At 66.4% G+C, this 12,598-nt stretch carries 8 protein-coding genes; 2 read left to right on the top strand and 6 right to left on the bottom strand.

Translation table 11 applies throughout. The annotated features are described in order from the left end of the window. Positions 1 to 5: 5 nt before the first annotated feature. The 4 genes from ACSC1W_RS05640 to ACSC1W_RS05625 form a co-directional block, all read right to left on the bottom strand. Positions 6 to 1,778 carry an ABC transporter substrate-binding protein gene (locus ACSC1W_RS05640; RefSeq protein WP_435345911.1) on the bottom strand — a complete coding sequence of 591 codons (1,773 nt, stop codon included), beginning with the start codon at positions 1,776 to 1,778 and terminating at the stop codon, positions 6 to 8. Between the two features lie 199 nt (positions 1,779 to 1,977). After that, positions 1,978 to 4,209, bottom strand: coding sequence for a glycoside hydrolase family 3 N-terminal domain-containing protein (locus tag ACSC1W_RS05635; protein ID WP_435345910.1), 2,232 nt, complete (start codon positions 4,207 to 4,209; stop codon positions 1,978 to 1,980). Next, positions 4,178 to 5,923, bottom strand: coding sequence for a CRTAC1 family protein (locus ACSC1W_RS05630; protein WP_435345909.1), 1,746 nt, complete (start codon positions 5,921 to 5,923; stop codon positions 4,178 to 4,180). Before ACSC1W_RS05630 ends, ACSC1W_RS05635 begins: the two co-directional genes overlap by 32 nt. A gap of 56 nt (positions 5,924 to 5,979) precedes the next feature. Next, positions 5,980 to 7,299, bottom strand: a complete 1,320-nt coding sequence (locus tag ACSC1W_RS05625) for a DUF7405 family protein (RefSeq protein ID WP_435345907.1) — start codon at positions 7,297 to 7,299, stop codon at positions 5,980 to 5,982. A 135-nt stretch (positions 7,300 to 7,434) separates the two neighbouring features. Between ACSC1W_RS05625 and ACSC1W_RS05620 the strand changes: the two genes are divergently transcribed. Then, positions 7,435 to 8,340, top strand: coding sequence for a HEAT repeat domain-containing protein (locus tag ACSC1W_RS05620; protein WP_435345905.1), 906 nt, complete (start codon positions 7,435 to 7,437; stop codon positions 8,338 to 8,340). 41 nt (positions 8,341 to 8,381) lie between these two features. Here the strand turns inward: ACSC1W_RS05620 and ACSC1W_RS05615 are convergent, their stop codons facing one another. Beyond that, the gene (locus ACSC1W_RS05615; protein WP_435345904.1) at positions 8,382 to 8,615 is read right to left on the bottom strand and encodes a hypothetical protein; all 234 of its coding nucleotides are present in this window, start codon (positions 8,613 to 8,615) and stop codon (positions 8,382 to 8,384) included. Positions 8,616 to 8,970: 355 nt separating this feature from the next. Here ACSC1W_RS05615 and ACSC1W_RS05610 point away from each other — a divergent pair, with 355 nt between their 5' ends. Further along, positions 8,971 to 10,047, top strand: a complete 1,077-nt coding sequence (locus tag ACSC1W_RS05610) for a TrmB family transcriptional regulator (RefSeq protein WP_435345902.1) — start codon at positions 8,971 to 8,973, stop codon at positions 10,045 to 10,047. 1,090 nt (positions 10,048 to 11,137) lie between these two features. Here ACSC1W_RS05610 and ACSC1W_RS05605 read toward each other — a convergent pair. Next, a complete protein-coding gene (locus ACSC1W_RS05605; RefSeq protein ID WP_435345901.1) occupies positions 11,138 to 12,484 on the bottom strand; it encodes a hypothetical protein in 1,347 nt (448 codons plus the stop codon). Positions 12,485 to 12,598: the final 114 nt, after the last annotated feature.

Here is a 12,598-nt window from a genome sequence, read left to right as displayed (position 1 = left end):
TAACGTTATCCCCTGTACTGCAGGTCGCCCTCGTGGATCCACCAGTTCTGCGGCCACTTGACCCCGTAGTTCGCGGTGTCCGACGGCGCCGTCGTCCAGTCGTCGGTCGTCACCCAGGACTGGTCGAACTTCCCGACCAGGCCCAGGAACGGGAGGTCGATGTGGTTGTACCACGCCGACCGCTGGACGTACTGCTGTGCCTCGTCGTCGGACGGTTGCTGGGCGATTTGCTCGGTCACTTCCAGCGGGTTGAGCGTCATCTCGCCGCCGTCTCGACCGGGGACGGTCTGTTCGGACTCGGCCGTCTCGCGGTAGCCGTGTCCGCCACCGATGTCGGTCCCCATCAGCTGGTAGTGAAGCGGGAAGTACGGGAACGCAGACCGCGCTCCGCCGGGGAGCCAGTAGAAACAGCCCACCTTGAAGTTGCTGTTGGAGTACTGGCCGAACCAGTCGTTCGTCGGTTTCGTGGTGACCGAGAAGTCGAACCCGAAGTCGTTCAACTGGCTGACGACCGTCTGGGTGAGGGTGGTCCAGTCCGTCCAGCCAGCGGGCGAGTAGTAGTTCCCGCCGAGCGTGTTGCCGTCCGCGTCCGTCCAGGTGCCGCCCGATTTCGTGTAGCCGGCCGATTCGAGCAACGCGGCGGCCTGGTCGGTCTGGCTCGAATCCACACCGTACGTCTCGAAGTCGTCGTACCAGTCACCGAGCCAGCGCTCCTGGTCCTGGGGCGCGATGCCACAGGGAATCGGTGCGGGGAACTTCGTCCGCGGCCCGGCGTTGTCGACGAGTTCCTGCCTGTTGAGGACGTGTGCCATCGCCTGGCGGACCTCGCGCTTGCCGAAGTCCTCGTCGGCGTGGTTGAAGACCATCCCGTAGCCCCACTTGGCCGGGAGTCGGACCTCGCTGACGTTGTCCGCGAACTGGTCGGCGGTCTGGGGCGGGGTGAACAGGCTCACTGCCGCGTCGACCTGTTCCCCGGTGAGGAGCGCCTGGTGCTGGGCGTTGTTCCCGCCGTAACTCTCGATGAGGTACGTCTCGAAGTTGACGTTGTCCGACTTGTAGAACGAGTCGTTTCGCTCCAGCTCGAACGCCTGGTTGTCCTTGTTGGCGAACGAGAACATCCCACTCGCGACAGGGTCCTCCCACGCCCACTGGAGGAGTTCCGCTGCCGGCTTGTCGAGCCACTGTTCGTGCGTCTCCTTCTTCGTGTCGACGAAGAAGTTCGTGAGCTCGAACTTGATGATCTGCGGGTTCGTGGCACCGGCGAGTTGCAGCCGTGCCGTCTTCTCGTCGACTATCTCGTAGCTGTCGAGGTACCCCCAGAGCGAACTGCCGGTCTTCTTCGCGAGTTCGAGTTGTACCTCGAGGTCGTCGGTCGTCCAGTCGTCACCGTTGTCCCACTGCAGGTCCTCCCGGAACGTGAGGGTGACCTCCTGCCCGTCGACCTGCAGGTCGTCGAGTGCGCCGAGCAGGAACTCGCCCTCGGTGAACGAGTACTTCAGGAACGGCGCGAACACCGCCCGCCCGGCAGGCCAGCCGTAGTTCTGGTCGGCGTAGGAGTTGAAGTGCAGGTCGGCGGGATTCCCGTTGTAGGCGTTGACGAACGTGGCGTCGTGGACATCGCCGTCCCCGGTGCCAGGTTCGGTGTCGGTGTCGGCGGGGTCGCTCCCGTCGGTGGAGCACCCTGCGAGTGCTGCGATTCCAGACGCGCCCGCAGCCGCGAGCATCTTCCGGCGGCTGAGTACGTCCTCGTAGTCAGACGGCTTGCTATCAGCTGACATAACATCGGAACCGACAACACAACACTTTATAAAGATTTTGGAAGTGGACGAACAGTTCCTGGTCGCCACAGGTCTTCAGCGAAACGGCACCGGCGTGCGTGTCCCACCAGAGACGCCGTCTCGTGGTCGAACGACGCGGGACTCGCCCGTCAGCGCACTCGACGTGCAGTCGTGGTGGGGTCGTCGGACAGCGTCCCGGTCACTCGGTCGTCCCGTCGATGGTGACGGTCGTTTCGGACCCGTCGACGTACACGTGATACGTTCCGGATTCGACGACGTGTCCGTCCGGTGGCCGATAGTAGCCGAACGCGGACGCGGGGACGGAGACCGTCCGGTCGACCGACTCGCCCGCGTCGAGCGTCACCCGGTCGAACCCGACCAGGGTCCGTTCCGGCCGGACGCGGGCACTCGTCTCCGGGCGGGTGTACACCTGTATCGTCTCCGTGCCGGCTCTGTCACCACTGTTCGAGAGGGAGACCGTCACGTCGACGGTGTCGTCGCGGGAAACGGAATCGGACGTGACCCGTACGTCGTCGTACTCGAACGACGTGTAGCTCAGGCCGTGACCGAACGCGTACAGCGGGTCGTACGAGTCCGGGTGCTCGTCGGCGCCGATCGGATAGGGGTGTGCGAGGGCGTCGTGGGTCTGCGGGATGTCACCCATCGACCGCGGAATCGAGATGGGGAGTCTGCCACTCGGGTCGTTCTCCCCGAGGAGCGTCTCCGCGATGGCCACGCCGCCTTCGCTCCCGGGATAGTAGGCCATGAGGATCGACGGGACGTTGTCGGCCAGCCAGTCGACGATGAGGGGCCGACCGGTCACGAGAACGCCGACGACGGGCGTTCCTGTCGCGTGAACGCGCTGGACGAGTTCCCGCTGGGCCGACGGGAGGCGGAGTTCCGACCGGGTCGGCCAGTCGCCGGTCTCTACGCCGGCGATCTCTATGGGCCCGAACTCGTGGATGTACCATCCCTCGCCGAGCGCGAGCACCGCGACGTCCGCAGCGGCGGCCTTCCCGACGGCCGAATCGACGTCCAGCGGCTCGGTGTGCGACGTCCCCTGCTCGTAGGTGAGGGTGCCGTCGAGGCGAGCGCGAAGGGCCGAACGGATGGTCTGTCCGGGGACGTCGGTGGGGTCGTCGACGCTCCACCCGCCGAGGAGCGCGACGAGGTCGTCGGCGTTCGGGCCACCGAGGAACACGTCCTCGTCACCCGAGAGCGGGAGCAGGGAGTCGTTCTTCAGCAGCGTCATCGCTTCACGGGCCGTCTCACGGGCAGTCTCGCGATGGGCGGTCTTCCCGAGCGTCTCCCGTGCCGTCTGCAGGTCGACCGTGGGGTCTTCGAACAACCCGAGTTCGAACTTGAGTCGGAGGACCCGCCGGACGCTCGCGTCCAGCGTCGCCTCGTCGAGGTCACCGGTCTCTACGAGGTCCACGAGGTGCTCGACGGCCTCGACGTGGCCCACCGACTCGACGTCGAGTCCGGCGACGCGCGACTGCCGAACGCCGTCACGACGGTCGGACGCGGTGCGGTGGTCCTCGTTCAGGTGTTCGACGCCGCCCCAGTCGGAGACGACGTGGCCCTCGAAGCCGTACTCCTCGCGGAGGAGTGCGTCGAGGTACGTGGTCGACCCGTGTATCGGTTCACCGCCGATGGAGTTGTACGACGGCATGACCGATTCCGCGCCCGCGTCGAGGGCGGCCTCGAACGGCGGGAGGAACACGTTCCTGAGCTTGTACTCGGAGACGTCGACCGGGGACGCGTCCTCGCCGCGCTCCGGTTCGCTGTAGGCCGGGAAGTGCTTCGCGGTGGCGACGACGGCGTCCGGGTCGGCGATGCCGTCGCCCTGGTACCCACGCACCTTCGCTGCAGACATCGCCGCACACAGGCGCGGGCTCTCGCCGAACGTCTCGAACACACGGCCCCAGCGCGGGTCCCGGGCCACGTCGCACGACGGCGAGTAGTTCTGGTGTGCCCCGACCCGTCGCGTCTCCACGGCGGTGACCTCGGCACCCGTCTCCACGAGGTCTGGGTCCCACGTGGCTGCCGCGCCGAGTCCGTTCGGGAAGACCGTCGCCCCGGCGACGTAGGCGTTGCCGTGGATGGCGTCCACGTTCAACAGGAGGGGGATGCCGAGTTCCGTCTCCTCTACGGCGTACTGCTGGACTTCTGTGGCCGCCTCGACGGCCTCGTCGAGACCCGTCGCGTACGCGCCCGCCCACCCGAACAGGGCCGCGACACCGACGTGGTGTTCCCGAATCGCGCGCTTGACGTCGTCGAGGTCGTTCGTCTCGCCGAGTTTCCCGGCCCAGGTGCCCACGACCTGTCCTGCCTTCTGTGCCGTCGAGAGTCGGTCGAGGAGGTCGTCGACCCGTTCCTCGACCGGTAGTGACGGCCGTCTATACGGTTCCACCGCTGAATCGGGCTGCATGATTTACGTAGACCAGGGTATCTGTTAAATATCTTCGTGTCTCTGAAACGACCCCGGCGGCACCGTCGTCCCCGGCATCGGACCCCGTCCGGGTCGCACGTTCGTCGTCCTCGTCCCACCGCCCGACCGATTCGATTCCGTCCCTCGATAGCCTGACGCGCTGGTTCGCGTCGACGTCCTCGAACGTCCGGGTGGTTCCGTCGGGGAACGTCACGGTCAGGTCGACCCGGTCGTGGCTCCCCAGGCCGAGGTGGGAGACCCGACTCTCCTGAGAGAGGAAGTCGGACCGGACCGTCTGCTGGACGACCGTCGACCGACTGGCCGTCGAGACGGTGACCTCGGCGCCGTACACCGTGGCCCCCCGCACGTCGACCACCCGGAACGCGATGCTGTTCGCAGTAGCACCCACGTTCTCGTAGAGTCTCACGTCGCCGTCGTAGGGGGCCACGACGACGTCGCGGTCGCCGTCCCGGTCGTAGTCGAGCGTCACCAGTCCGCGACCGTCGTGTTCGCTCAGGTTGCGGGCGCTGGCATCGAGCGTCCTGAACCTCGCTCCGTCGCGCTCGAACAGCATCGGGTAGGTGTAGTGCGGGTCGTCACGGTCGATGCGGGCGACGTACTGCGTCGCGTGGATCAGGTCGCGGTCGCCGTCGTTGTCGAGGTCGGTCGCGCTCGCGGCCCAGCCCCAGCCACCCTGCCGGACGCCGAGGCCGACCGCCCGGTCGCTGAGATTTCCGGTCCCGTCGTTGACCATGAGCGTGTTCCCCTTCGTCCGACCGGACTGGATGACGTTCCCGAACAGGAGTCGGAGTCGCTCGTGGCGTTCGTCGTCCTCGACCTCGTCGAGCGGGAGGTAGATGTTCGTCGTGAACACGTCCTGTGCCCCGTCGCCGTTCACGTCGACCACCTCCGAGGCCATCCCGTTCCGCGACGTGTTGCCCCGCAACGGTCGCTCCTCGAACGTCCCGTCCCCGTCGTTGACGTACACGACGTCGGTGTTGTAGTCGTTCGCGACGTGGACGTCCGGGAGGCCGTCGCCGGTGAGGTCCACGAAACTCGCGGCGAGACTCCAGCGCCGCGAGTCACTCAGGGTGGAATCCTCGACGCGCTCGAAGCCGTCCCCGGTGTTCTCGTAGAGGACGTTCGGGTGGCCGTTGTCCTCCTCGACGACCTCGTAGAGGCTGAAGTAGCCCTCCGGCTTGCCGTTCGCCCAGTCGCCCGACTGGTAGACCAGCAGGTCGAGGTCACCGTCCCGGTCGTAGTCGGCAGCGGTCGCGCCCATCGGGTAGGCGAGCGTCCCGAAGTCGGTCCCGGACCGCTCGAACTGGCCCCCGTCGTTGTGATAGAGGACCGGTTCGTCGTGCGGTCGAAGCAACAGCAGGTCCTCCCAGCCGTCGCCGTCGGCGTCGAAGAAGAGCGCGCTCTTGACGGAGTCGCCGACTGCCGAGAACGTCCTGGCGCGACCGAACTGGCCGCCGTCGTTCCTGAACAGTACCGGCGCGTCTCCGCCGACGGCCAGCACGTCCTGCCAGCCGTCGCGGTCGTAGTCCACGACGTACACGCCGTCGTTCCCGTTCCCCGCACCGCCCCCGTCCGTCCGGTACTCGAGGCCGGCCGTGTCGCTCCGGTCCCGGAAGTCGATGGTCGGGTCGGGCGCAGTCGGAGGGGAACCCATCCCCGCACACCCCGCACTCGCGAGGAGCAACGCCGCCACGACCAGCGTCCGAACCGCGAGCCACGACGACCGCGAACGAACTGCAATCGACGGGGTCATCGGTTGCTGGGGAGGGCTCTCGTCGCCCGCGGCGGGACGAGGTAGGTGCTCCGCGAACGGGTGCCGAGGTAGTCGACGATGCCGTGTCGGTCCGCAGGTACGTCGAGGTCGTACTCGTCGACGTCCATCGCGTTCCGCACCGCGACGAACTTCCGGGTGTCCGTCTGGACCGAGGAGAAGTTGAACGACGAACCGTCGACCTCGTCGGTCGCGACGCCCTCGGACCTGCGGAGAATCTGTGGTTCGAAGTCCCCGGACCGTGCCGACGCGACCTTCTGGGCGTGTCCGACGATGCCGTGTTCGGCCGCCAGGTCGTCGATGTTCTGGACGTCTTCCTCGGTGATGCCGCTGTGGTCCCCCATCCTGTCGCCAACGTCGCCGACGTCCTCGTACTCGTGGGCGGGACAGTACATCTCCTTCAGTCGCCGTCGGTGGGGCTGGTCGTACCAGTCGTCCAGACGGGTCGTGATGCGTGACACGGCCAGCGTCGTCCCGCCTGCGAACGGTCCCGTCGACAGCGTCGCGACGTCCTCCGACGGGAGACTGTTGTCGAACCCGGCCCGGAATCCCATCGACAGCGGGGCGTCCTCGGGGATGTCCTCGTTGTCGAGTTCCGCTGCCGGCCGACCCTTGCCGAGGACGCCGGTCCGGCGCGCCACGACCTCGAACACGCCAGTTAGCCGGTCCGCCACCTCGATCCCGTTGAGCGTCTCTTTCTCGCCGAACAGGGCCTGCTCGGCCGCCAGCAGGATGGACGCGTAGTCGCTATCGAGCAGCAGGAGTGCGTCGAAGTCGGCAGCCAGCGACGGGTCCTCGCCGAGGGCCCGGAGGACCTCCTCGGGGGGCTGGAGGCCATCGACGTCGACGTCGACCCGGTCGAGGTAGCGGGGTGCGTAGCCGAGCATGAACAGCAACCCGTCGTTGACGCTTCCGCTGGTATCGAGCCCGCTCCCCCACTGGAACGCCCGTTCGAGTCCGGCGAGCGCGCGCTCGACCTGGGCCCGTTCTGCCTCCGTCGGGGGAATCGACCCCACGTACGCGAGTCCGAGGAGCAACTGGTGCTGGCTCTGGGTCGTCGTCCCGTGGACGCTGTTCACCAGATAGTCGTCCCAGACGTGCTGGCCGTCGGGGAGGACGGACCGGTCCTCGACGCCGCGAGGGAAGTCCGGGGGGTCGGTCGTCGTCTCGTCCGCGCTACTGTCGTCCTGGGCACGTTCGACGTCCTGGCAGGCCGCGAGCGCGCTCGCACCACCGATTGCGAGCGCGGCACGGACCAGCGACCGTCGAGACAGCCCACGTGAACCGTCGGCAGGCATACACCGTCCATTCCGGATAGACCGACAAAACTGTTTGTGATAGGACGAGTCTGCTGCTTGGGTGTCGAGGACGAACCGGGACCGACGTGGCACGAACCCATACGTATTTCACAGCGGCGGTCGCATCGGTCTGTCATGGGAACGGACGCGTCGGAACCACTGTCCGGTGTCTCGCCAGAATCGGTCACGCCAGAGGCGGTCGACGAGGACGCGGTCCACGCCGCGCTATCGTCCGAGAACCCGCTGGTCTGCCAGCGGGGGATCGCGGTGTGCGAGACGCTCGCGACCGCGGACGTCGATGCGGTCCGACCGTTCATCGACGCGGTCGCAGCGCTCACCGCCGACGAAACCGTCGCCACGTCGCTGCGCTCTATCGCGGTCCTCGACACCGTCGCGGAATCCGAGCCAGCAGCCCTGGACGGCCACCTGACGCCACTCGTCGGCGTCCTCGACACCGACATGGTCGACGTCCAGCTCACTGGGGCGGAACTGCTCGGCACGCTCGCCGTGGCACGCCCCGCCAGCCTCACCCCCCACGTCACGCACCTGGTCGAGGCGATTCGGACGACGGAACCGGAGCCCACGCCGGACGACGTCGGTGACGTGGTGGCGGACCGGGTGACCCGTCGGACGATACGGGAACACCAGCTGGACGAACGGCGACGCAGACTCGGCGCCCGCCGGACGCTCGTGAACGTCGTGGTCGCCGTCACAGAGCACGACCCTGCGGCGGCGACGGACGCCGTCGACGCCGTCGTCCCCCTGCTCGACGACGTCGACCCCGAAGTCGCCGGCGGGGGAGTCGACGTCCTCGGCGAACTGGCGACAGCGGACCCGGCCGTCGTCGCACCGGCCAGTCGGCGACTCCGCGAGTGTCTCTGCCACGACACCGTACTCGTTCGCGCCCGCGCGGTCCGGGCGCTCGGTCACCTCGGCGACGACGCTGCCGTCGCAGACCTCAGACGGGTCGCGGCCGACGACGAGGACGAGAACGTCAGGTCCCTCGCCGAGACGACCGCAGACTACCTCGAGAACCGGTGATCCGGGCTGGCGGCTCACCCCAGTGACCGCCAGACGCCCTTCTACTCCTCCATCTCCCGTTTCGTACAGTACCAGAAGGACCCGCCGAAGAAGGCGAACGCAGCCCCGACGAGAACGACGTCCAGCAGGAGGATGGGGAACGCGTCGTCGCCCGGACCCACGAACAGTGCGGAGAGGCCGAGAAAGAGGCTCATCGCGATGAGGACCGCGAGTACCAGCTTCATCTGTTGGCGCTGCGCGCAGACGAGGTCCACCAGCGTCGACGTCTTCGACATGGACGATTGCTCGTAGCGGGCTGTAAAGAATGCAGTGGTCGCGCGTTCCGCCGGACTCTCCCCGTGTAGTCCACCGGGCCGTGACTCGCACGGTCCCCGACACGGACGAGTGTCCGTGTCCGAACGGCCGTCCTGGTTCGATTCGTCCACCCATCGTCTATCAGTCAACTATATGTCTTGTATGGGTCGAAATAGAAAATTCTCCCAGAAACAACCTGCTCCCTCACTGCGGAAACGCCCGAACTACTATGGAATTTAATACTACCACATCCCGCATCATGGCTGGCTCGCCCTCGCCAAAATCGCCGGTTTCGGAGGCACAATGACTATGGTAGCCAGTCTGCATTCCAGACACATGGACACAGAGGAAGTGCGGGAAGCGCTCGAACGGGCCGGGTTGACGAGGTACCAGTCCGACGCCTATCTCACGCTCCTGGACCTCGGAATCGCGCCGGCGGTCGACGTCGCAGAGCGGTCGTCCGTCCCCGTCGCACAGATATACAAGGTGCTGGACGACCTCGAGGAGAAGGGATACGTCGAGACCATCGACCGGGAACAACTGCACGCACGCCCGAGCGACCCGGTCAACGTCCTGAACCACCTCCGGTCGTATCGCGAGGTGCTGGACGCCGCCGACGAGATAGAGAACCGCTGGAAGGAACCGTACGAGGAGGACCACCAGATGAGCGTCGTCAAACACCAGTCCACCATCTACGAGCGAGTGCGAGCGTCGCTCTCGGACGCCGACCACGCCATCGAACTGGCGGCGACGCTCGAACAGGCCCAGGACCTCCTCCCCCTGCTGCGCGACGCGCACGAGAACGGCATCATCATCAGGCTCTCCGTCTACAGCGACGCACCGTCGACCGACGTCCGGGACGAACTGTCGCTGGACGGCGTCGCGCTGGAGGTCCGCGAGTGCGGGATTCCCGGCCCGTTCCTCGCGGTCGTCGACCGCCGACACACGTTCTTCGCCCCGAACGACCGGAGTCGCAAGCCCTACGGCGTCGTCATCAACGACGACATCCTCTCGTTCATCTTCCACTGGTACTTCCAGACGTGCCTCTGGTCCGTCCAGAAGCAGATATACACCGCCCACGATGGCCCGCTCCCGTACATCAGCATCGAGGAGTTCATCCAGGACTTCGTCACCCTCTGGCGTGACGGCGTCGACGTCCACGTCGTCGCACACGGCTGGGACAACAACGAGAACCGGATGCGGACCGTCACCGGGCGCGTGACCGACATCCGATACACGGACCGGTCGCTCCAGGAAGAACGGCCGTCACTCGAACAGCTCGCAGGTATCGCCACGATCGAACTCCAGCGGGACGACGGCCAGTACACCATCGGTGGCTGGGGTGCCGTCTTCGAGGACATGGAAGTGTACGAACTCGTCGTCACCAGGATCGAGTTCACCAACCCCATCTGATAGCCGACCGGCCCGCCCCGGCGACGCGACCACGAGACCGGTCGGCGAAAACCGTGTCAGCTACCGTTCGAGCGACGATTGGGGTTCCTCGCCGACGTTCGGGTCGGCGCCGGACTGTTACAGGCGTACGACTGTAACCGTCGTCCCGGCGATGTCTGTTACACTCCTATGAATGTAAACTCCGTCCGAGATCGTCCCGTCGAGTTCGTCGGCCAGCGTCGTAGCGCCACGAGAAACATAAGGAAGCAGTTACTTACAGCATCTCTATATCAAAAAGACACTTCTGGAGGCATTCGAGCCGTCGTCGTGCTCGAACGAACGCCGGACCCAGGGTCGGGGCCGTGCGGTTCGCAGGAGGCTGGACCCTCGACGAGAATCGGTGCGGGTTCTCCCTGCTGGTTCTCGTGGCTGCACGATACCAGTCCGACGAGTCGCCTGGTCCGTGTGAGACCGCCGGGTCGTACGTACGTCGTTCGGGTCGGAACCGGCGTACCCCCCGGCGCTCTCGTCGACGACCTGCATCCCTGGTTCGTCGACCGGGGAGGTCTCTGGGTCACCGTCACTGGCCGACTGTAGAGTGGCGCTCTCGACCGGTCGTGGACGGTCGTTCGACACCGTGGACGACCACATTTATCATCTTCCTATACTATCTTTTACTTTGGTGGTTTTGCGATATCGCGTCGACTACCCACCTCGACGGTTCCCCAGCCGGCGCACGCGGCACGACTGGCGAGTCGGGTCACCCGCTCCCCGTTCGGCCTGTCTGCTCGGACAGCACGGCCGAACCTCGACGGAGTCCAACAACGTTCCACGACGTTGCGGGCAGGACCGGTCCCCGACGTAGCGGGGTTAACCACCACCAAGCGCACGTTAGCCGGAAGGTACCGGTTAGAAATCGAACGGTAGATAACTAATTCCAGGGCCGAAGCCGGCTGATAACAATGGGGTATCCAGACGTGGCTTCGGATGCGGTAGGGTCGCCCGATGGAACGGGTACCGTCGCGGTCAGGGGGAGTGCCCTCCACGACGGAGACCTCGTGAACGGAGGTCGCGTGCGGTTCGAATCCCACCCCTACCGCTTCTCTCGCAGTCAAGTGGTCTCGGCATCGTCGGCAGCCACTGTCGATATCCGGTAGCACGTCCCCTCGTACTCGACGTACTCCGCGTCTCCGATACCGAACGGAGGGCGACTGTCGGTGAACTCCTCGACGGTGACCCGCGCCACGTCGTGGTCGAGCAGGAGTCCCAGCGCGTCCCGGAGCGGTTGCCGTCTGAGCACCTGCTCGGCGATCGGACGGGTCACGGACTCCTCCGGCCGGTCGGCCCGCGAGATGGTGTACCTCCAGAGGCGGGTCCCGTCGTCGACTCCCCGGGTCGACCGCGCCGTGAGCGAACCTTCATCCAGTGTGACGATCTCGACGGCGTCCGTCGGGGTCACCTCGACGGCATCTCCACGCAGGTCGAACGCGGCGGCGTACTCCGTGCCGTCGTAGCTGCCGACGGTGAACGCGTAGCTCCCGCCGCCGAGATGGCCGACGTCGTGGCCGTCGTCGCATGGTACGGGGTCGTCGGCGAAGACGCGGAGTGCGTCCGTTCTCGTCTCACCGGGTGGCAGGGCTTGGCGGGGTTGTGGGAACCCCGACGGGGCGACGTGGAACCACCGCCCGTCGTGGCGTTTGAGCACCGACCAGCACAGCGGATTCCCGACCAGGGAGTGGTCGGAGCGGTTGACCAGCGTGAAGTCGATGCGGCCCGGAATCTCCGCTGACTCGGCGGTCGGTTCGAGGTAGACGTCCGTCTTCCCGTCGGCGTCGTGGAACCACGAGACCGAACCGGGGAACCGGCCCTTCACAGAGTCGACCAACGAGGGAAGTGAAAGGCCTGCGAACCGTGGTTCGTCGACGGGTCCGGGCCGGTCGGTGTCCCAGACCGCGAGTGAGAACCCACCTCTCGACGCGCCACTGGCGAACCGGTACCGACCGGTCAGCAGGCGCTCGCTGTCCACCCCGCCGAGCAGGTAGTACTCGCCAGTGACCGACTCCTCCGGGTCGAGCCAGATGGACGACGGCTGTTTCGGCGGGACCCGGGTGGCGCCCCAGTGGCCCGACGGCCGTCGTTCGTACGCAGGTTCCCCATCGACGAGCGGATGGCTCGCCGTCGGTGCGAGGTATATCGACGACTCAGAGGACGTGTGGTCTCGTAGCAAGGAGTGGGCGACCCGGTCGAACGGGGGGACCGACCGCGTCCGGAACTTCGCCCGGAACTCGTTGTGGTTCGTCAGCGTCGCCCGCAGGCACGCTGGGCTCTCGGCCGTCGCAGTCGAGACCCACTCCATCAACACGCCCGCACCGTTCTCTGTGGCGAACGATGCGGGGAGGAGCGAGACGGTCCGCTGCTCAGCCTCGAGTTCGAGCAGGTCGTACTCACGGGGGGCCATGGTGTGACGGAACACGGACCACGCACGAATCAATCTTGCTGGCCCCGTGTCGAACCGTCGCCGACTGGTGGCCGTGCGACCCCCTTTCGTACACGTCAGTACCGTGCTCCGGAA

This window comes from Haloarchaeobius marinus, from assembly GCF_051207415.1.
Lineage (GTDB): Archaea > Halobacteriota > Halobacteria > Halobacteriales > Natrialbaceae > Haloarchaeobius.
Note: the sequence above shows the minus strand (reverse complement) of the source record. Positions and strands in the feature narration are given on the sequence as shown.